20 protein-coding genes are annotated in these 21,902 nt (G+C 39.2%); 4 read left to right on the plus strand and 16 right to left on the minus strand.

What is annotated here, in order from left to right; all coding sequences use genetic code 11:
* Positions 1-132 precede the first annotated feature (132 nt).
* Positions 133-1,707, minus strand: a complete 1,575-nt coding sequence (locus QM857_RS01585; RefSeq protein WP_414274831.1) for a DEAD/DEAH box helicase — start codon at positions 1,705-1,707, stop codon at positions 133-135.
* 341 nt (positions 1,708-2,048) lie between these two features.
* Here QM857_RS01585 and QM857_RS01590 point away from each other — a divergent pair, with 341 nt between their 5' ends.
* From QM857_RS01590 to QM857_RS01605, 4 genes are all read left to right on the plus strand, one after another.
* Complete coding sequence (locus tag QM857_RS01590; protein ID WP_414274832.1) at positions 2,049-3,365, plus strand: FAD-containing oxidoreductase; 1,317 nt, start codon at positions 2,049-2,051, stop codon at positions 3,363-3,365.
* 97 nt (positions 3,366-3,462) lie between these two features.
* Complete coding sequence (gene murT, locus QM857_RS01595; protein ID WP_414274833.1) at positions 3,463-4,806, plus strand: lipid II isoglutaminyl synthase subunit MurT; 1,344 nt, start codon at positions 3,463-3,465, stop codon at positions 4,804-4,806.
* Positions 4,806-5,588: a lipid II isoglutaminyl synthase subunit GatD gene (gene gatD, locus QM857_RS01600; protein ID WP_414274834.1), complete on the plus strand. Its 783-nt coding sequence runs from the start codon at positions 4,806-4,808 to the stop codon at positions 5,586-5,588. Before murT ends, gatD begins: the two co-directional genes overlap by 1 nt.
* Before the next feature lie 115 nt (positions 5,589-5,703).
* Positions 5,704-6,786: a M24 family metallopeptidase gene (locus tag QM857_RS01605; protein ID WP_414274835.1), complete on the plus strand. Its 1,083-nt coding sequence runs from the start codon at positions 5,704-5,706 to the stop codon at positions 6,784-6,786.
* A gap of 45 nt (positions 6,787-6,831) precedes the next feature.
* Here the strand turns inward: QM857_RS01605 and QM857_RS01610 are convergent, their stop codons facing one another.
* The 15 genes from QM857_RS01610 to QM857_RS01680 all read right to left on the minus strand — a co-directional run bounded on the left by QM857_RS01610 (position 6,832) and on the right by QM857_RS01680 (position 21,889).
* Positions 6,832-7,374, minus strand: a complete 543-nt coding sequence (locus QM857_RS01610; RefSeq protein ID WP_225750533.1) for a GNAT family N-acetyltransferase — start codon at positions 7,372-7,374, stop codon at positions 6,832-6,834.
* 296 nt (positions 7,375-7,670) lie between these two features.
* Positions 7,671-8,495, minus strand: a complete 825-nt coding sequence (nadE, locus tag QM857_RS01615; protein WP_414274836.1) for an ammonia-dependent NAD(+) synthetase — start codon at positions 8,493-8,495, stop codon at positions 7,671-7,673.
* Positions 8,492-9,952, minus strand: a complete 1,461-nt coding sequence (locus QM857_RS01620) for a nicotinate phosphoribosyltransferase (protein ID WP_414274837.1) — start codon at positions 9,950-9,952, stop codon at positions 8,492-8,494. The genes nadE and QM857_RS01620 overlap by 4 nt, the downstream gene beginning before the upstream one ends.
* Positions 9,953-10,059: 107 nt before the next feature.
* Positions 10,060-10,548, minus strand: a complete 489-nt coding sequence (locus tag QM857_RS01625; protein ID WP_414274838.1) for a DUF6773 family protein — start codon at positions 10,546-10,548, stop codon at positions 10,060-10,062.
* Positions 10,538-10,747, minus strand: a complete 210-nt coding sequence (locus tag QM857_RS01630; RefSeq protein ID WP_001107501.1) for a helix-turn-helix transcriptional regulator — start codon at positions 10,745-10,747, stop codon at positions 10,538-10,540. Before QM857_RS01630 ends, QM857_RS01625 begins: the two co-directional genes overlap by 11 nt.
* Before the next feature lie 152 nt (positions 10,748-10,899).
* Positions 10,900-11,487, minus strand: a complete 588-nt coding sequence (locus QM857_RS01635) for an HAD family hydrolase (protein ID WP_414274839.1) — start codon at positions 11,485-11,487, stop codon at positions 10,900-10,902.
* 51 nt (positions 11,488-11,538) lie between these two features.
* Entirely contained in the window at positions 11,539-11,949 is a 411-nt protein-coding gene (locus QM857_RS01640) for a GNAT family N-acetyltransferase (protein ID WP_414274840.1), read from the minus strand.
* Between the two features lie 97 nt (positions 11,950-12,046).
* Positions 12,047-13,420, minus strand: a complete 1,374-nt coding sequence (locus QM857_RS01645; protein ID WP_414274841.1) for an amino acid permease — start codon at positions 13,418-13,420, stop codon at positions 12,047-12,049.
* Between the two features lie 83 nt (positions 13,421-13,503).
* Positions 13,504-13,986 carry a transcription elongation factor GreA gene (gene greA, locus QM857_RS01650; RefSeq protein ID WP_006148148.1) on the minus strand — a complete coding sequence of 161 codons (483 nt, stop codon included), beginning with the start codon at positions 13,984-13,986 and terminating at the stop codon, positions 13,504-13,506.
* Positions 13,987-14,060: 74 nt separating this feature from the next.
* Positions 14,061-15,707, minus strand: a complete 1,647-nt coding sequence (gene mltG, locus QM857_RS01655) for an endolytic transglycosylase MltG (RefSeq protein ID WP_414274842.1) — start codon at positions 15,705-15,707, stop codon at positions 14,061-14,063.
* An 82-nt stretch (positions 15,708-15,789) separates the two neighbouring features.
* Positions 15,790-16,284 carry a GNAT family N-acetyltransferase gene (locus QM857_RS01660; RefSeq protein WP_414274843.1) on the minus strand — a complete coding sequence of 165 codons (495 nt, stop codon included), beginning with the start codon at positions 16,282-16,284 and terminating at the stop codon, positions 15,790-15,792.
* The gene (locus tag QM857_RS01665; RefSeq protein WP_247921721.1) at positions 16,281-16,796 is read right to left on the minus strand and encodes a GNAT family N-acetyltransferase; all 516 of its coding nucleotides are present in this window, start codon (positions 16,794-16,796) and stop codon (positions 16,281-16,283) included. Before QM857_RS01665 ends, QM857_RS01660 begins: the two co-directional genes overlap by 4 nt.
* Before the next feature lie 8 nt (positions 16,797-16,804).
* A complete protein-coding gene (gene murC, locus QM857_RS01670) occupies positions 16,805-18,139 on the minus strand; it encodes a UDP-N-acetylmuramate--L-alanine ligase (RefSeq protein WP_414274844.1) in 1,335 nt (444 codons plus the stop codon).
* Positions 18,140-18,150: 11 nt separating this feature from the next.
* On the minus strand, positions 18,151-18,744 hold the full coding sequence (locus tag QM857_RS01675; RefSeq protein WP_414274845.1) for a cystathionine gamma-synthase: 594 nt from the start codon (positions 18,742-18,744) through the stop codon (positions 18,151-18,153).
* 46 nt (positions 18,745-18,790) lie between these two features.
* Positions 18,791-21,889, minus strand: a complete 3,099-nt coding sequence (locus QM857_RS01680; RefSeq protein ID WP_414274846.1) for a DEAD/DEAH box helicase — start codon at positions 21,887-21,889, stop codon at positions 18,791-18,793.
* Between the last annotated feature and the right edge of the window lie 13 nt (positions 21,890-21,902).

Consider the following 21,902-nt stretch of genomic DNA (forward strand, 5'->3'; position numbering starts at 1 on the left):
TTCCTGATTTTTTGATAGAATAATATTACAAGATAACAAATTTATAAATACAAACTTCTCGTATTACTTTTCATATGACTCTCGGTCTCCTTATATATAAAAGCGATCCACCTCAGTGAACCGCTTTTTTTGTTATTTATCTCCTTTGTTACGAATAACAAATCCTGTTTTCTTTTCGCTTGAAGTATTGCGTGGTTTTTTAGTGTCCTTGCGGTAACGCTTTTCTTTATCAAAGCGATCCTTTGAACGTCCACCTTTACGATAGTCATCACGACGTCCATTGCCACGTTGATCACGGTCTCGACGGTCATCCCCACGACGGCCTCCTCGACCACCCTTGCCTTTGCCACCGAAGCCACCACCAGATGGTTTAAATGGTAAAGGTTTTTCACGTGCAATCTCAACCTCAGGAAGACTGTCTGGGTCTTGAACAGTTAGACTGAGAATATACATGGCCAATTCTTCAGGACTGAATTCTGAGGCTAATTGACGAGCATCCTTGCCAAACTTCTCAAAGTTGCTACGAATCTCCTCATTCGCAAAATCACGTTCAATTTTCTTCAGTGCAACTTGCTTCTTAGCTTGGAAGGCTTCTTCTGCACTTGCAGGTTTGAGACCTTTCATGCGTTTCTTAGTTAAGTTTTCGATGATTTGTAGATAACCCATTTCATTAGGTGAAACGAAGGTTATAGACTGACCTGACTTACCTGCACGTCCTGTACGACCAATACGGTGAACATAACTCTCAGGGTCTTGTGGGATATCATAGTTGTAGACATGAGTCACACCTGAAATATCCAAACCACGAGCAGCAACGTCTGTTGCAACGAGGACATCAAGATTGCCATTCTTAAAATCACGAAGGACACGAAGACGTTTGTTTTGGTCCAAATCCCCATGGATTCCTTCTGCACGGAAACCACGGATTTTAAGCCCACGAGTTAACTCGTCTACACGACGTTTGGTACGACCGAAGACAATAGACAACTCAGGTTGATCAACATCCATGAGACGAGTCATGGTGTCGAATTTTTCTTGTTCTTTAACACGGATATAGTACTGGTCTACTAATTCTGTAGTTAATTCTTTGGCAGCAATCTTCACATGCTCAGGTTCTTTCATGAACTGAACACCAATACGTTTGATAGCATCTGGCATAGTCGCTGAAAAGAGCAAGGTTTGACGATTTTCCGGTACACGAGAGATGATATCTTCAATATCTTCAAGGAATCCCATGTTCAGCATTTCATCTGCTTCATCTAAAATCAAGGTTTCAATATCATGTAATTTCAAAGCCTTGCGTTTAATCAAATCAAGTAAACGTCCCGGTGTTCCTACAACGATGTGAGCACCTGATTTAAGAGCCTTGATTTGTTTTTCAATACTTGAACCACCGTAGACTGAACGAACTTTTACACCTTTACTACGGCCAAAGCGGAAGAGTTCTTCCTGACTTTGAACAGCCAGTTCACGAGTTGGGGCAATCACCAAAGCTTGGATAGTTGCTTCTTCTGTACGAATTTTTTCAAGGGTTGGCAAGCCAAAGGCTGCAGTTTTCCCTGTACCAGTCTGTGCTTGACCGATAACATCTTTTCCTTCAAGAGCCAAAGGAATAGTTTGCTCTTGGATAGGACTTGCTTCTACAAATCCTGCTTTTTCAATTTCTGCTAACAAATCAGCAGAAAGATTAAATTCATTAAATTTCACGTTATTCTTCTTTCTAAAGATGGTGCGAAGCCATCCTATAGCGCTTAGTTTATACTTTTCTTTTCATGACGGTTTTTCATATCTTTATATGAAAGATCGTGTTGCTTCTTTTCCACTAAAGAAAAGTACTGCTTTCTTTGCAACTTATCTAGTATAACACAAGAGAGGGCCAAAAGATAGTCTAACCACTTGATTAAATCATGTAAACGATTTTTCTATTTTTTGAACTTGATTCTCAAAAGCTTTCGTGAGACTAAATTAGTCCAATTTTTTTCCCGTAGCAGAATTGTGAAAAAATTTTTTTCTTGTGCTAGAATGAAATCAAACAGGAGGATTTAAAAATGTTAACATACGATTTAATTGTCATTGGATTTGGTAAGGCAGGTAAGACGCTTGCTGGGAAACTAGCTTCAGCTGGTAAAAAAGTTGCCCTTATCGAACGCAACAAAGCAATGTACGGTGGTACTTGTATCAACATCGGTTGTATTCCAACTAAAACCTTGTTAGTTGCTGCAGAAAAGGACTTGTCATTTGACGAGGTTATGGCTACTAAAAACACTGTTACTACACGCCTCAATGGTAAAAACTATGCTACTATCGCTGGTACTGGAGTTGATATCATTGATGCCGAAGCTCACTTTGTTTCAAACAAAGTAATTGAAATTCAAGCTGGGGATGAAAAACAAGAACTAACTGCTGAAACTATCGTCATCAACACTGGTGCTGTTTCAAATGTTCTACCTATACCAGGCCTAGCTACTAGCAAGAATGTCTTCGATTCAACTGGTATCCAAAACTTGGAACAATTACCAGAAAAACTCGGAATCCTTGGTGGTGGAAATATCGGTCTTGAATTTGCAGGTCTCTACAACAAACTTGGAAGCAAGGTAACAGTCTTGGATGCTCTAGATACTTTCCTACCTCGCGCAGAACCTTCCATTGCTGCTCTTGCTAAACAATACATGGAAGAAGACGGCATTGAACTCCTTCAAAACATCCATACTACTGAAATCAAAAACGATGGTGAACAAGTTCTTGTCGTGACAGAGAATGAAACCTACCGTTTTGACGCCCTGCTCTACGCAACAGGACGTAAACCAAATGTAGAGCCACTTCATCTTGAAAATACGGATATTGAACTAACTGAACGTGGTGCTATCAAGGTGGACAAACACTGTCAAACAAACGTTCCTGGTGTCTTTGCAGTTGGAGATGTCAACGGTGGACTTCAATTTACCTACATTTCACTAGATGACTTCCGTGTTGTTTACAGCTACCTTGCTGGTGATGGCAGCTACACACTTGAAGACCGTCTCAATGTGCCAAACACTATGTTTATCACACCTGCCCTTTCACAAGTTGGTTTGACTGAAAGCCAAGCAGCTGATTTGAAACTTCCATACGCTGTTAAGGAAATCCCTGTTGCTGCTATGCCTCGTGGTCATGTAAATGGTGACCTTCGTGGAGCCTTCAAAGCTGTTGTCAACACTGAAACTAAAGAAATTCTAGGTGCAACTATCTTTTCAGAAGGATCACAAGAAATCATCAACATCATTACTGTTGCAATGGACAACAATATCCCATACACTTACTTCACAAAACAAATCTTCACTCACCCAACCTTGGCTGAGAACTTGAATGACTTGTTTGCGATTTAACCTAAGATACACTTATGAAAAAACAACCTCCTTAGGGTTGTTTTTTTATCCAAAATCTCAAATCTATCTTTTCTGGCTTTTATGATATAATAGAAACATGAAATTAAAAACTACTTTGGGCCTTCTTACTGGGCGTTCTTCTCATTTTATTTTGAGTCGTCTTGGACGTGGAAGTACGCTCCCTGGAAAACTTGCCCTTCAATTCGATAAAGATATTTTACAACATTTAGCGAAAAACTACGAAATTGTTGTGGTAACTGGTACCAATGGAAAAACCTTGACGACCGCTCTCACTGTCGGTATCCTAAAGGAAATTTATGGTCAAGTTTTAACTAATCCTAGTGGTGCCAACATGATCACAGGGATTACAACTACTTTCTTGACTGCAAAATCTTCAAAAACTGGAAAAAATATTGCAGTACTTGAAATCGACGAAGCTAGTCTCTCTCATATCTGTGACTACATCCAGCCTAGTCTTTTCGTCATCACCAATATATTCCGTGATCAGATGGACCGCTACGGGGAAATCTATACAACCTATAACATGATTTTGGATGCTATTCGAAAAGTTCCTACTGCTACTGTTCTACTGAACGGCGATAGTCCGCTTTTCTACAAGCCCGCAATTTCAAATCCTGTTCAGTATTTTGGTTTTGATCTAGAAAAAGGTCCAGCGCAACTTGCTCACTACAATACTGAAGGTATTCTCTGCCCTGACTGTCAAAGTATTTTGAAATATGAACTCAATACTTATGCTAATTTGGGAGCTTATATCTGTGAAAATTGTGGATGTAAACGACCTGACTTGGACTACCGTTTGACAGAATTGGTTGAGTTGACTAACAATCGTTCTCGTTTTGTTATTGACGGTCAGGAATATGGTATTCAAATAGGTGGTCTCTACAACATCTACAATGCTCTGGCTGCAGTTGCTATCGCCCGTTACCTAGGCGCTGATTCTCAACTGATTAAACAAGGATTTGACAAGAGTCGTGCTGTCTTTGGACGACAAGAAACCTTCCATATCGGTGACAAGGAATGCACACTGGTTCTTATTAAAAATCCTGTTGGTGCTACCCAGGCCATCGAAATGATCAAACTAGCTCCTTACCCATTTAGTCTATCTGTTCTTCTCAATGCCAACTATGCGGACGGGATTGATACCAGCTGGATTTGGGATGCTGACTTTGAGCAAATTACTGATATGGACATTCCTGAAATCAATGCGGGTGGAGTTCGTCATTCTGAAATTGCTCGTCGTCTACGTGTTACTGGCTATCCAGCTGACAAAATCACTGAAATAAGTAGCCTGGAACAAGTTCTCAAAACGATTGAAGCTCAAGACTGCAAGCATGCCTATATCCTTGCGACTTATACGGCTATGCTAGAATTCCGAGAATTACTAGCCAATCGTCAGCTTGTTAGAAAGGAGATGAACTAATGGTTTATACTTCACTTTCCTCAAAAGACGGCAATTATCCTTACCAACTAAATATCGCCCACCTCTATGGGAATCTCATGAACACCTACGGAGATAATGGGAATATCCTCATGCTCAAGTACGTCGCTGAAAAGCTGGGTGCACATGTAACAGTTGATATTGTTTCGCTTCATGATAATTTCGATGAACAACACTACGATATTGCCTTTTTCGGCGGTGGCCAAGACTTTGAACAAAGTATCATTGCTGGTGATTTGCCTGCTAAAAAAGAAAGTATCGACAACTTTATCCAAAATGATGGTGTCGTTCTTGCTATTTGTGGTGGCTTCCAACTATTAGGCCAATACTATATTGAAGCTTCCGGAAGACGCATAGAAGGTCTAGGTGTCATGGGACATTACACACTCAACCAAACCAATAACCGATTCATTGGTGACATTAAAATTCATAACGAAGAATTCGATGAAACCTACTATGGTTTTGAAAACCACCAAGGCCGCACCTTCCTCTCAGATGACCAAAAACCACTGGGGCAGGTTGTCTACGGAAATGGCAACAACGAAGAAAAGGTCGGTGAAGGTGTTCACTATAAAAATGTTTTCGGTTCTTATTTCCACGGGCCTATCTTATCTCGTAACGCCAACCTAGCCTATCGCTTGGTCACTACTGCTCTTAAGAAAAAATATGGTCAGGACATCGACCTTCCAGCTTATGAGGATATCCTTAGCCAAGAAGTTGCTGAAGAATACAGCGATGTTAAAAGCAAGGCCGACTTCAATTAATATTTAGATTCCAACATGCTATTAGCTGTTGGAATTTTTTTTGGTTCTTTTCCCCTTCTCCCTTGCATTTTCTACTATTTTTTGCAAAAATAGAGGGGTAGAAAGAAGGTAGCATATGTCTAAATTACAACAAATCCTAACATATCTCGAATCAGAAAAGCTAGACGTCGCTGTCGTATCTGACCCCGTCACAATTAATTACCTCACTGGCTTTTACAGTGATCCACACGAACGTCAAATGTTCCTTTTTGTCCTTGCAGATCAGGAACCGCTTCTCTTTGTTCCAGCACTTGAGGTTGAGCGTGCAACTAGCACTGTTTCTTTCCCAGTCGTTGGTTATATGGACTCTGAAGACCCTTGGAAAAAAATCCAAAATGCCTTGCCACAATTTGATTTCAAACGTGTAGCAGTTGAGTTTGATAACCTCATCTTGACCAAATATCACGGTTTGAAAACTGTCTTTGAAAGTGCTGAGTTTGATAACTTGACTCCATTGATCCAACGCATGCGCCTCATCAAATCAGCAGATGAAGTGCAAAAGATGATGGTTGCAGGTGTCTATGCAGACAAGTCTGTCAAAGTTGGTTTTGACAATATCTCTCTTGATAATACGGAAACTGATATCATTGCGCAAATCGATTTTGCTATGAAACGTGAAGGCTATGAAATGAGCTTTGATACCATGGTCTTGACTGGTGATAATGCTGCGAATCCGCATGGTATCCCTGGAGCTAACAAGGTTGAAAATAATGCTCTTCTCCTCTTTGACCTCGGTGTGATGGTCAATGGTTATGCATCAGATATGACTCGTACAGTCGCTGTTGGTAAACCCGACCAGTTCAAGAAGGATATTTACAACTTGACTCTTGAAGCCCAACAAGCTGCCCTTGACTTTATCAAACCTGGTGTGACAGCTCATGAAGTAGACCGCGCGGCTCGTGAAGTGATCGAAAAAGCTGGCTACGGTGAATACTTCAATCATCGTCTCGGCCATGGTATCGGTATGGATGTCCACGAATTCCCTTCAATCATGGAAGGAAACGACATGGTTATCGAAGAAGGTATGTGTTTCTCAGTTGAACCTGGTATCTACATCCCTGGTAAAGTCGGTGTCCGTATCGAAGACTGCGGTGTTGTTACCAAAGATGGTTTCAATCTGTTTACAAGCACCAGCAAAGATTTGCTTTATTTTGATTAAAAAGTATATTATAAAAAATAAGATGGAAAAGATTAACTTTCCATCTTATTTTTTGATTTGATAATAAATTTTATCAGCGATATAACCTTTTCGTTCAACCGCATTTGGAATCGTCTTCCAAAAAGTCATACCCACCTTTTCCATCACACGACCAGATGCTGGGTTTAAACTTGCATAGCAAGCATCAACCTCTTCAAATCCAATCTCATCTAGACAGTATGATAAAACTGCCTTCAAGGCTTCTGTCATGAGTCCTCGTCCCCAGTAGTCCATCCCTAAGATATATCCAATCTCACAGCTAGAGTTTTCTTCATCCACACTGACCAGACTAATATCTCCAATGACAAAATTTGGATTTTCTTTGAGACAAATGGCCCATTTGTAATAGTTAGGATTGTCGTAGGATGCTACCCAATTGCCAATAGAGTTTCGAGTCTGTTCGACATTCAGGTGTGGATTCCAAGTCACATAAGTCAGATTTTCTGAGCGTGAAGCCCAATTATCAAACATGGCTTCAGCATCACCTTCCACAAATCTCCTCAAGATCAATCGTTCAGTTTCTATAGTTTGTGTACCTAGTGGTTTCATAATCGTAACTCGCTTTCTATTTTATGGATGGGTTCAAACTTACATTAACCTATCTCAGTCTCCTATTTAAAGTTATAAAGTGAAAAAGGTCCCCCGGACCTTCTTAGCTTTCTTATTTCTAGGTGAGAGGGGAAAAACACTTTACTCATAAACATTGAGAAAACAACAGTTTCCTCTAATTTCATGACGCAGTAGCTGTCTGGCTTGAAATACGCTTTATCAAGCTTTTTCAAGCCTAGTCAGCCTTGCGGGGGTGAGACTACGAAATCGAACTCTTCGAGTTACCGATTTCTGTCTCACTCCCAAAACGTATCAAAGACAGTGATTGGTAAGTGGCGTTTGTGTTGGCCTTTGTGCCACCATTTTTCAATGGTTGCTTGGGCTTCTTGGCTGATTTGTTTACCTTCCAGGTAGTCATCAATTTCATTGTAAGTGACTCCCAAGGCTACTTCATCTGCAATACCTGGTTTTTCTTCTTCTAGATCGGCAATCGGTACTTTTTCATAGAGAGCAGGATCAGCTCCAAGTTCCTTCAAGAGTTGTTTCCCTTGGCGTTTATTGAGGCGATAAAGTGGAAGAATATCTGCACCACCGTCACCAAACTTGGTAAAGAAACCTGTGACATTTTCTGCAGCATGGTCAGTACCAATAACTGCTCCACTATGAGCTCCTGCGAGTGCATATTGGGCAATCATCCGGCTTCTAGCCTTGATATTCCCTTTATTAAAGTCTGACATTGGACTACCAGTAGCCTCTACTGCCGCTGCCATTGCATCTACAGAATCCTTGATATTGACCACCAAACTCACATCTGGCTGGATAAAAGCTAGGGCTTTTTGGGCATCATCCTCATCTGCTTGAATTCCATAAGGCAGGCGAACTGCTATAAATTTATAAGAATCATCACCGGTTTCAGCTCGCATTTCTTCTATAGCTAGTTGGGCAAGGCGACCAGCTAAAGTCGAATCTTGACCACCAGAAATTCCTAATACAAAACTTTTAAGAAAAGGATGTTTTTTAAGGTATTTTTTCAAAAAGTCAATGGAACGACGGATTTCTTCTCGGGCATCAATGACTGGTTTAACGCCTAGTTGTTGGATAATGGTCTCTTGCAAACTCATTCTTCTTCTCCTTCGCCTAGGGCTTCTTTACGCATCTTATCAATCAAGTCCATCTTATCTTGCCAAATATCATGCGCTAAGTCTACTGGATAATGTTGTGGGTTAAGAACACGTTTGTATTCGTCCCAAAGCTTATCAAATTCCTTACGAGCATAGGCCTGAATTTCAGGAAGACTTGGTAAATCATAGACTAGCTTACCTTCCTTAAAAATGTCTACCAAGAGAGGAACTGCATCAAAATTGCGGACAGTTTTCTTGATGTAAGTATAGGTTGGGTGGAACATCTTGAGTTCAGTCATACTTGACACATCAACGCCGTCATAGGTAATATAATCACCTTCAGATTTTCCTTTTTCACGACTGGTAATGCGCCAAACTTGTTTCTTACCTGGAGTTGAAACTTTTTCAGCATTGCTAGAGAGTTTGATAGTATTGCGCATCTGACCATTTTCATCTTCAATGGCAACAACCTTATAAACTGCTCCTAGAGCTGGTTGGTCATAGGCTGTAATGAGCTTAGTCCCGACACCCCAAACATCAATCTTAGCTTTTTGCATCTTGAGGTTAAGGATGGTATTTTCATCAAGGTCATTGGATGCATAAATCTTAGCATCAGTAAATCCTGCCTCGTCCAGTTGTTGACGAACTTTTTTAGAAATATAGGCAATATCTCCAGAGTCAATACGAACACCAAGGAAATTAATCTTGTCACCAAGTTCACGCGCAACCTGAATTGCTGCTGGAACACCGATGCGAAGAGTATCGTAGGTATCCACTAGGAAGACACAGTTTTTGTGAGTTGAGGCATATGCCTTGAAAGCTTGGTAATCATTGCCATAAACTTGAACTAAAGCATGAGCATGAGTCCCTAAAACTGGAATCCCAAAGAGTTTACCAGCACGCACATTACTGGTTCCATTAGCACCACCAATGACAGCGGCACGAGTTCCCCAGATAGCTGCATCCATCTCTTGCGCACGACGTGTACCGAACTCCATCAAAGGCTCATCTTCAATGACCGAGCGAATACGAGCAGCCTTGGTCGCAATCAAGGTTTGAAAATTAACAATATTTAAAAGAGCTGTTTCAACCAATTGACACTGCGCCAAAGGCCCCTCCACTTGAACAATCGGTTCATTGGCAAATACCAAGTCCCCTTCTTGAGCAGACCGTACAGTCAATTCCAACTTGAGATTACGGAGATATTCCAAGAAGGCGCCATGATAACCAAGTGATTCCAAATAAGTAATATCGCTATCTGAGAAACGCAAGTTTTCAAGATATTTCACAATTCGTTCCAAACCCGCAAATACAGCATAACCGTTTTTAAAAGGTTGTTGGCGGAAATAAACTTCAAAAACTGCTTTCTTGTTATGAATGCCTTGGTCGAAGTAAACTTGCATCATGTTAATTTGATACAAATCAGTGTGCAAAGTTAAACTATCATCTGGGTACATATACTGTCCTTCTTCCCTATTTGTAAAAAGATGAAAATGTTTCTTCTTTTCTCATAAATTAGTACTATTATAACACATTTTCTCGATATTGATAAAAAGCTAACAAGCTATTCCATGCTCTCGAGCTCATCCATATCTTTTTCATACTTCTTCTGAACCCATTCACCATAACTTTTCAGACCTAAGTTACCAATAAAGACCCAAGGAAGATAAAAGATATAGGTAAATACCCAAGCAAAAATGTATTTAAGATGTAAAGGGTTATGCTGATATATTTCGATATTGAACTGGTAGTTCTGTAGCATCAAGGTAGCTGTAATCACTAGAGTTAATAACAGACATCCTAAAATTGTAAAATGAAAACGACTATAGTAAGTCACACCTAGACTTCTAGCACGATTGATAAAGTAAAAAGTCCCTATGATAATAATAACGAGAAGCATACTTGGATTAAAAAGGCTTGGTGCTAACACTGCTATGAAATAAGTTAGAAACAATAATCCGATAGAAATATAAAAACTCTCTGCACTAGCTTTATTCATCAGTTGTTCTTCTCTTTCGTCTAATAATTGATAATAATAAAATTTATTTTTCATCTTCTTCCTCCCAAAATAATTGGTCTAAAGTTTTCCCTAAGCATCTGCAAATAGACTGGCAAAGCGAAAGCGAGGGATTGTACTTTCCAGCTTCTATCAAGCCGATAGTCTGGCGCGTAACCCCGACAGCTTCTGCCAAGTCACCTTGTGTCATATCAAGCTCTACTCGAGCTAGTTTTAATTTTAAATTCTTAGCCACTTGTAACCTCCTCCTTAATTTTAAAAGTCGCGCTTCTTTTTTTAACTTTATTATATCATATACTTTACATTATGCAATATATATCTGTCATTTTGTGAAATTTTTTTTTACAAAAAAAAACTCTACCACTTACATGATAGAGAGTTTTCTGTTTATTCAAATCTTTGTAAAATATCTACAACATCGCTCCTTTGTTTTACTTGATAGGCTTTGATGCCTAAACTTTCTGCCATCTTGGTATTCTCTTTTACATCATCCAGAAAAATACAGTTTGCAGGATCCATTTGGAGAATTTCTTCAAACATTTTTGGATCCGGTTTGATGGCCTTAATATCACAAGAAAGGACGAAACCATTTAAAATCTCTGCTAGAGGTGATAGTTGGTCTTTCAATAATTCGTAAAAAACTGGTGAGGTATTGGACAAGACAAAAATACGATGACCTTTTCTCTTTAAAACTGCAAGAAGAGGAAAGACCTCGCTGTAAATATCGATGTAGGCTGGCCAATTCCAAATGACTTCTTCGACCTCATCCTGATAACAATCCCCTAATATAGAAAGAACCTTATCAACCAATTCTTCTCGAGTCAAAGTACCTAAGTCCAATCTTTCCCATAAACCCGACTGGAAAATCGCCTTGTCTAAAATTAGATAATCTTTTTCTGTTTTAACCACAGCTTTCAAAATCTTATCCTTGTTCCATTCCAATAGAACATTCCCCATATCTAGTATGATATCCATAGGCCTACCTCCATAATAATGGGCCAATCTCTTCGATCCTTCATTTTCCATTTACAGTTCTTTTTGATAATAGTGTCTTTGTCCATCGTAGGGATAATCCTTCAATGTAAAGACTTCCTTGTAGCCCTGCTTTTGATAAAAGGCTGGCGCTTGAAACTGATAGGTATTCACAAAAGCAAAGCGACAGTTTCTCTTTTTAGCTTCACTTTCTGCTTGGTGCAATAGTTGGGAGCCGATTCCTTGTCCTCGCAAGTCCTCCTTCACAAACAAATACTCAACTTCTAACCAATTCCCGAAAGTCTCTGCTACTAAACCAGCCATGATCTCACCATGTTCATCTTCGACATAAAGGTTTAGTGGTTCACTTTCAGCAACTTCTCTTTTGGAACGATTATAGGAGCGAATCAAGTCTCCTATTATTTGCGATTTCTGAGACTCTGTATTTTCCAATCTTACCTGCATACAAACCTCCTAAAGACACTTATAGCTTGATTATAGTCTTATTACCAAGAGCTGTCAAACTAGAAAACTCATCAACCTGAGTTGATGAGCTTATAACTTATTTTCTAAATTTCCATTGGCTATAAATACCAAAAGCAACAATCCAGATAGCTGAACCTTTTGCTCCCATTACAGTTGATTCTTGTAAAAAGAGAGTTCCGAATACAAAGATGAAGAAGAGCATAGTCAGAGGATTTAGCAAGCGATATTGGGGCATGAGATAGCCATCTGCCATAAAGTCTTTTGACTTGCGATACTTAAGATGGGCCACCATGATTAAGATGTAGATGGCGATATAAACACCTGATGAAGAAGCCGTAATCAAAGCAAAGGCATCTGATACGCCAGGAAGTACATTGATGAAGGCTGCAAAACCAATCAATACCGCAGAAGCAATGATAGCATTCTGAGGAACATTGTGGCGTGAAAGTGTATCTGCCTTAATAGCTTTCAAGAAACGATTTGGTGAATCATGGGCAATTTGGTACAAGTGACGACCTGTTGAGTAAAGAGTTGAATTCAAGGCTGACGCAGCGGAAGTCAAGACAACAAAGTTAATCAAGGCCGCCGCCCACTTAAGACCAACAAGTTCAAATACCGTTACAAATGGTGAATCTGTCGCAGAAAGCTCACGCCAAGGAATAATAGACATGATTGCAAGCAAAGCCCCACCGTAGAAGAAGATAATTCGCAAAGGAATTTCCTTAACCGCCTTGGGCAATACTTTCCGAGGATCCTTAGTTTCAGATGTGGTTACACCGATAAATTCAATCATCAAGTAAGCAAAGAAAACCATTTGAAAGGCCATGACAAAGTTCATTCCTCCATTTGGGAAAAGGGAGAATTGCTCACTAATATTGGTGAGACTTGCTGATCCATAAGGAGTTTCAAAGCCAGTCAAGACCATAAAAATACCCGTCGCAATCATGGCAAGAATAGCAACGATTTTAATCATAGCAAACCAAAATTCCACTTCACCAAATATTTTAACTGCAATCAGATTGACCAATCCTAAAATTGTTAAAAAGACAACCTGAATCAACCAAGATGGCCAAGACGGAAACCAAAATTGAACATAGTGAGCGATTGCAGTAATTTCAGCCATACCGATAAAGACCACTGATAACCAGTAGGACCAAACCGAGAAATATCCCCAGCCCTTTCCAAGATAGCGAGTAATAAAATTGATAAAGGTGTGTTGCTCTGGGTCCTGGTACAACATTTCACCGATAGCACGCATCATGAGATACATGAAGCCACCCGTAATCATATATACCAAGACAATCGAAGGTCCAGTTAAACTGATAGACCGACCTGCCCCGAGAAATAATCCTGTCCCGATTGTACCTGCAATAGCCATAACCTGAACATGGCGATTGGTTAGGCCACGCTCCATTTTACTTTTCTTTTTGTGCTTTTTTTCTGAATTCATCTAGTCTCCTTAAGTTTTTAAAAAATAAGAAAAGGAGTGATAGAAAACGCTTTCCCTGAATCCCACTCCTTCTTTTTATCCTATTAAGCGGTTTTTTCAACCTTTAAGATCTTAACATCATAGCTTCCAGCAGGTGTTTCGATTGTAACAACATCACCTTTTTTCTTACCAATCAATGCTTGACCAATTGGGCTTTCATTTGACACTTTACCCGCAAAGGCATCTGCTCCAGCTGAACCAACGATAATGTATACTTCCTTTTCGTCTTCTCCAACTTCTTGGATTGTTACAGTTTTTCCGATAGCAACTTCATTTTTTGCAACGGCATCGCTGTTAACGATTTCTGCGTAACGAATCTTAGTCTCTAGACTTGAGATTTGTCCCTCAACGAAAGCTTGCTCGTCTTTCGCTGCTTCATACTCACTGTTCTCTGACAAATCACCATATGAACGAGCAATCTTGATACGTTCTACAACTTCTGGACGACGTACTAGTTTCAATTCTTCTAATTCTTTTTCGAGTTTTTCTTTTTCTTCCAAGGTCATTGGATATGTTTTTTCTACCATTTTTCTCAACTTTCTTTTGATTGAATTAATAAATATATGCTTTAAAGCAAAATTATGTGGAAAACCACATAATTTTAGTTTGTGCTATTTGATTGGTTTAGTTTACTATTAATATGTTCTTGAACATTTCGATCATGTTCTTCCAGTGTTGTTGAATAGTAAACCTTACCATCTTGAACATTGGCCACAAAGTAGAGATAGTCACTCTTTGTTTGATTGATACTTGATTCGATAGCATCCAAGCTAGGGCTGTCAACTGGTCCAGGCATTAGACCTACTTTTGTATAGACATTGTATGGTGAATCAATTGAAGTATCAATAGCTACATCATCAGAAAGACTGATGTTTTGACCAAGTTTCCCTTCTGCGTAAAGGATAGCGATATTACTTTGAAGTGGCATACCCAGGTTCAAACGATTATAAAATACACCAGCAATCAGCTTGCGATCCTCTGTTTTTGCTCCTTCTTTCTCAACAAGAGAGGCAATTGTTAAGAGCTCATTTACTGTTAAGTTCTTTTCTTTGATTGTAGCATAGTGACTAGATAGATTTTTATCCATAGCAGCTAGCATTTCATCAATTAAATTTTCAACAGTTGTATTTTCTTTAATCGTATAAGTCGCAGGGAAAAGATAACCTTCTAAACGGTAACGAACACCACTATCTTTTGCTGGCAAGCTTTCAAGCAAGTTTGGATATTTGGCAACCTCTTGAGCAATAAAGGTCTCATCTTGAACCTTAGCCAAGAATGCTTCCGCTGTCAAAGGTTCCTTAAAGTCCCCTTGAAGTTGGCCAACAGTCTGAGCAATTTGCTCTAAAGTATATCCCTCTGGAATAGTCAAGTTTGCAAGTGTAACCTCTTGAGGTTCAGGTGTGCCACCTTTTTGCAACTCTTTAATGACATCTTCAACACTCATGCTCTTTTGTAGGTTATAATAGCCAGATTTTAATTCATTATAGTTTTTATATTTGACATAAAGTGTAAAGACCAAACCGTTTTTAATGACACCAGATTTTTCCAAAGTTGAACCAATTTCTTGAGCATTAGATCCATCTGGAATCTGAACAGTCATATATTGTTTAGAACTTGGATCCACTGGTTGCAAGGCTGATTCAGCATAGCGAAGTCCAAAGAAACCACCAGCACCTAATAGAATCAGTAAAATTAATACTGTGACTAAAAATCCTTTCAAGTGGGATTTTTTCTTTTTCTTTGCTGGTTTCGTAGACTCTCTACGACTTCTTTTAGGAAGTTCATCTGCCTCAGTATTCTCCGGATGAGCATTTCCAGATGTTAATTCTTCTTGGTTAGTGGCAAAACTTACAGTTCCTTTATCTTCAAGTGATTTTTCATGAGTACGGTAGGAAACTGAAACCTTAGTTGGTATCGAATTAATTTCATCGTTATCTGAGATTGATTGAGGTGACTCAACGGATACTTCTTTCGCAGCTTCTTCTGCAACTTCCTCTTTAAGGTCTGGACGAGGAGGAACCACAGGTGCATTCTCAATCAATTGTTCAACATTTGAAACAGAATTAGCAATCAGTTCTTCTTCAGGAGTTATTACTCGTTCTTCCGTTTCTGCATCAGAAGAGTTCATCAAATTTGATAAGAGGTCATCTGTTTGTTCTGTTAAATTTTCCTCATTCTTTAATCGTTCTAAGTCTCGCAAGATCTGCTCTTTAAAACTCAACTTTTCTTCATTTGAATTTTCGCTCAAAGGTATTTACCTCCTTGTTAATAATCCTTAATATTATATCTTAAAAACCAGAGAAAAGCAACCTTGGAAGCCTTTCTACTCGCTAATTCCTATTTTCCCAGACCATATCATACCATTCTTCTCCCGCAAATTGGGACTTAGACTTTCCTTCATTGACAAAACCATGCTTCTCATAGTATTCAATAAGGTAGTCATGACAGGTCAGATTGATCCCCTCTCGTTCATGCCTAAGAGCCACTTCTTTAAGAGCGGTCAGTAGTTTTTTCCCCAGCCCTAGAGATTGAGCTTTTTTGGCTATAGAAAGACAAGTCACAGATATATATCCGCCTTTTTGATGACTATGGTCTTTTATTTCTTCAGTGAAAGACTGGTCTTGTAAATAACGATGAGGGACTACTGGTCCTTCGATATAACCGAGTATCTCTCCATCTTTTTCAGCCACAAGGAAACTAGTTTTAATCTCTTTTAAGTGAGCTTCAAAAACAGACCTAGGTATGGCTTCTTCAATTGAGAAATTCTCTAATTCAATCTCTAAAATACGGTCTAAATCATTAAGTCTAGCTTGTCGAATAATCATAGTTCCTCCTGATAAAAGGGATTCTTCCAACACATGAGAAAATTAACTTCATTTCCGACTCCTAAATCTACTATTCCTTGCTCTATAAATTCATTCATCTCAAAATAAGACAGCAATTCATCTTTACAGACCAGATAAATAGCTGGACTATTTTTCTGAAGAGCAACTTGTTTCATGGCTGCAAGCAACAAGGTTCCAAATCCTTGCCCCTGATAATTCGGATGAACAGATAAAGCATCAATCACAAGATTTCCATTACTAATAGCTTCTCTATCTGCCATCTCTACTATCCATCTACTTACTGAGGATGTAGCAAAATCTGTCGCTGAAATATAAGCAATCACCTGATTATCCAAACTAGCTAAGAGAAACGTATCCGCAAAATTACGGATACGTTCTTCTATTATTTCTCTATTAACTGTTTCTTGGAAGTTTTGAGTACTCTCCTGTATCAAGCAAACCTGATCAATATCAGATTGCTGAACTTCCCTTATTTTAATTGGAAATTCCATGGTGTTCCTTACTGAACATTACTTGTCAAATTAGACAAGAGACGTTCGAATGAGTATTCATATGACTGAATATCACCTGCTCCCATAAAGACATAAACAGCATTGTTGTGGTCTAAGAGAGGGGACACATTTTCAACAGTGATAACTTGATGTTTTTTATCAATCTTGGCTGCTAAATCTTCAACCTTAACATCACCATGGTCAACTTCACGAGCTGATCCATAGATTTGTGCGAGGTAAACTGCATCTGCCTGATTCAAGGCTTGTGCAAAATCATCCAACAAAGCAATTGTCCGAGTAAAGGTATGCGGTTGGAAGATAGCGACGATTTCCTTGCTTGGATATTTCTGACGTGCAGCATCTAAAGTTGCGATGATTTCTGTTGGATGGTGAGCAAAATCATCGATGATAACAGTATCATTGACAATCTTTTCTGTAAAGCGACGTTTCACCCCACCAAAAGTCTTCAAGTGTTCACGCACTAAATCCAAGTCAAAGCCAGCAGTATAAAGCAAACCAATTACTGCTGTTGCATTCATGATGTTGTGGCGACCAAAAGTTGGAATATGGAATTGACCCAATTCTTGACCACGGAAGTGAACTGTAAAGGTTGAACCAGTTGTTGAACGAAGCAAATCGCTAACTACAAAGTCATTGTTGTCTGCTTCAAAACCGTAATAATAGATTGGGGCATTTGCCGTAATCTTACGCAACTCAGCATCTTCACCGTAGACAAACAAACCTTTGGTGATTTGTTTGGCATAATCATTAAAGGCGTTGAAGACATCCTCTAAACTTGTGAAGTAGTCTGGGTGGTCAAAATCTATATTAGTAATGATAGAGTATTCTGGATGATATGGCATGAAATGACGTTCGTACTCGTCTGATTCGAAGACAAAATACTTGGCATTTTCAGAACCACGACCTGTACCATCTCCAATTAGATAGCTAGTATCAGTGATGTGGGACAAAACGTGAGAAAGCATACCTGTTGTTGAAGTCTTACCGTGTGCTCCGGCAACACCCATGCTGATAAAGTCACGCATAAAGCTACCAAGAAACTCATGATAACGTTTATAGCTTAGTCCGTTCTTATCTGCATAGGCAATTTCAACATTGTTGTCTGGACGAAAGGCATTCCCAGCGATGATTTCTAAATCCCCTTGGAGATTCTTCTCATCAAAAGGCAAGATTTTGATACCTGCTTGCTCCAGTCCACGTTGTGTAAAGTAGTATTTCTCCACATCAGACCCTTGGACCTTATGCCCCATTTGGTGCAACATCAAGGCCAAGGCACTCATACCTGATCCTTTGATTCCGATAAAATGATAGGTTTTTGCCATCTTTTTCCCCTTTACTCTGTCATATTTGTCAAGTTCAACTCTTGAGCAATTTTACGTTCTTTTTCTGATTGATTTTCTTTTTTGTTATAAATTTGGCTTTTCTTTAAAAAATCATAATTATTTTTCTTTGGTCCAAGATGCTCTTCTTTGGTTGTCTGTTGCATCTGTGGAGCCATTTCAGCCAAAATATAATGGTTCTGAGTTAGTTTGTCACTAAATTTTGCTAGCTCCCCAGGATTTTCCTTTTGGAATGGAGCTGTTGGCTGATTTGCCTGTCTTACTACATTATTTGAAGGTTTATAACGTTTCGTAAAACTAACATCTTGAGTCAAATATTTTGCTGAACGTTTCCGTTTTAGATCGGCTCTTGCTTCTTCACGAGCAAGTTCAGCATAGGATTTTTCCTTCTTTTCAGGTAGCTTATCTGATGCTTGAACCAGTGGCTTTTTTTCGGTAGTAATTGGTGACCATTCCAAGTAGTTTTTGTCCTGGTAATCTCCCTTGATATTACTAATGAAATCCGACTCATCATATAAATCCATAAATGGCATCTCTGTCAGCATAATCTCATCATCTGACACTATTGGAAATCGTACTTGTTTCATTTTTATTCCCTTTCAATACTCCATTATAACGTAAAGTCTTGATTTTTCAAGTCTTGGCTTCAGAAATTCCTAATATTTCTTGAATTTCAGTAAGTGTGAGACTTCCACGAGACTCTGTTCCATCCAATACTTCTGAGACCAGATTCTTTTTCTGTTCCTGCAACTCTTGAATCTTCTCCTCGATTGTACCTCTAGTTACCAGACGATAAACCTCAACTGCTTGGTCTTGTCCCATACGGTGGGCCCGGCCAATAGCCTGCGATTCAACTGCCGGATTCCACCATAAGTCTACCAGAATAACTGTATCCGCACCAGTAAGATTGAGACCAACTCCACCAGCTTTTAGAGAAATCAAAAACACATCGCGCTCACCTTGGTTAAAAGCCTTGGTCATTTCTTGACGCTCCTGTGATGGTGTAGATCCAGTAATCTTAAAGGAAGTTAAGCCAAGCTGAGGCAACTCCTTTTCGATGCGATCAAGCATTCCCCTAAACTGAGAGAAGATGAGTACACGATGATTTCCCTCAGCAATTTGACTTAGCAGATCTCGTAAACTATCAAGCTTCCCGCTATCTCCCTTATAATCCTCCATAAATAGAGCTGGAGTATCACAAATCTGTCGAAGACGCATGAGTCCTGTTAAAATTTCAACTCGATTTCGTTGAAATTCTGCATCGGTCACTTGTCCCAAACGCTCTTGCATCTGTTGAAGTTGAGCTAAATAGATGGCTTTTTGCTGGTCCTCCAGTTCATTTTTATAAACGACTTCTATCAGATCAGGTAACTCTGTAAGAACATCCTCTTTTTTTCGACGCATGACAAATGGTTTGATAAACTGTGCCACTCTCTCAGCAGGCAATTTCATAAAGTCTTTTTTTGCTGGCAAAAGTCCTGGCAATACAATTTGAAAAATAGACCACAATTCGCCGAGGTTATTTTCAATCGGTGTTCCAGAAAGAGCAAAGACTGATGGAACCACAAACTTTCTCAAAATCTTAGCAATTTTGGTTTGGGCATTTTTCATCACTTGGGCTTCATCTAGAAATAGAAAATCAAAAGATAAATTTCGATAGATTTCACTATCCTGACGGAAAGTGGCATAACTGGTCACATAGACCTGATGTTTTCCTGCTAAAATAGTCTCGCGATAAGGTTTCAATCCATGTACGACAGCCACATCCAAATTCGGTGCAAATTTTTTAAATTCATCAGCCCAATTATAGATGAGACCAGATGGAGCAAGAATCAAGACACGGCTATTCTCCTGAAGTTGGCTACTTAAAAAGGCGATGGCTTGTAAGGTTTTTCCAAGTCCCATATCATCAGCTAAAATTCCACCAAATCCATAATGGTCTAACATCTGAAGCCATTGAATCCCTTTTTTCTGATAATCCCTGAGTTGGGCTCGAATATCTAGGGACTTCATCGGAAAATCCTCAGGATGCGTTAAATGATGCGCCAAATGACGAAATTCATCAGTAAAAGTAACTTGATCCTGGTCCTTAAACAGATGAGATAAGGTATAAGCCAAAGACTTGCGAGCCTGGAAAGTAGCACTCTCTATCTCATCAATTCCTAATTCCTCTAAATCTTGTCGAATACGTTTTGTCTGTTCATCAAAATAATAGACCTGATCAGACGAGCTAATATAATAGTCCTGCTTGGCAACAAGAGCTTTCATTGCTCGATTGATTTCTTCTTGATCAATATCCTGGAAATCAAATTGAATTTCTAAAAGACTTCCCTTGGATGATATCTGAATTTGAGGTTTCTGAACCTGATAAAGATCTTGCAAGCTCTCAGAAATCTTTAATTCTCCTAGCGCCGCAAAGGCTGGTAATACTTCCTGAAAGAAAGCATGGACTGCTTCAGCTTTCAAACTTTGACGCCACGAACGAAAATCCGCTTCAAACCCAGCAGATAAGGCCAACTGAAAAATCTGTTTTTCCAATTGAATGTCACTAGCAAAAGGGAGTTTCTCTAATTCATTACGGTTCCTTACTAGGCAAGTTTCATATTGAAATTGCATATCTAATCGAATAGAACCATCCTCTTCTAGTTCCATATAAAAAGACGGACGGAAGGATTGGATTTGTAGTGAATCAGGAGCCTCAACTTTTCCGAGCCCTTTAAACTGGGATAAGGTCGAAGCTAAAAAATCTCGATTACTAGTATCAAACTGTAAGATCTTTCTGCCACTATTATCTAAAGGAACTTTTCTAAGAGCATCTAACAAACTAGCCTGTTTTTTCGTCATCAGGAAAAAATTCCCCTTCGAGAATAATACTTGCCCTCTATAAAAGAAATTGACTCCTGTCTGTTCGAAAATTTCCATTTCAAAATAGTTGGATTTTTCTTCAATTCTAAATGAAAACAAACTTGCTTGGCCATCAAAGTCTTGGAAAAGAAGATGATGATAACTCGAAAGTTGGTGGTCAAACTGAAAGGCATCTAATCCCATCAGTAGACTAGCCCCCTGTTCAAAAAAGGTTTTAGGGAAATAGAGATGTCGTCCTTGATTTGGGAAAAAAATATTGTAGTCAAGCTTCTCTTCAATCAAACCTAATAAAAAATTCAAGACGTCTTGACTGGCTTTATCAAACTGTTCAAGTCTTAATGAAGACTCGTAATATTTTCCTATCATGTAGGGTTTGGCAAACTCTATGATTTTTAAGAAAAGAGGGATATCCCTAATCACATAAAACTTGTCTTGCTGAGAAAGACCAATTCTTAAAGTCCAGATAATGCGATTGGTTCCTGCTTCCACCTGCCCTTGAGCAGAAAGCCGATAGATGTTGGATTGACGCGGAACTTGGATAGACTTCAAGAATTCTCCTCCGAAAGTCACCTGTGTCTCAACAGTCTCCTTCTCTTCCTGATTAGCCTCCAGATTGAGTAAGATTTCCTGTCCTAGCTGGTCATTTTTCAAGTAATATTCTAGAGCTGCTAAATGAACACAGTAACCTCTTTTTTTGAAAAAATCACATGCACAAAAAATCAAGTCATCGTCTAAACTATAACGAATTTCTTCTTCCGCTACACGCGCATAGATACGATGGTCTTGTTTTTTAATGATTTCAATCTGACCAGTTTCGTAGAGTTCCACTCCCTCCATTCGAAGCTTTCCTGGAATCAATTTAGCCATAATTTCCCCTTTA

Source organism: Streptococcus infantis (assembly GCF_047463315.1).
Classification (GTDB): domain Bacteria; phylum Bacillota; class Bacilli; order Lactobacillales; family Streptococcaceae; genus Streptococcus; species Streptococcus infantis_AB.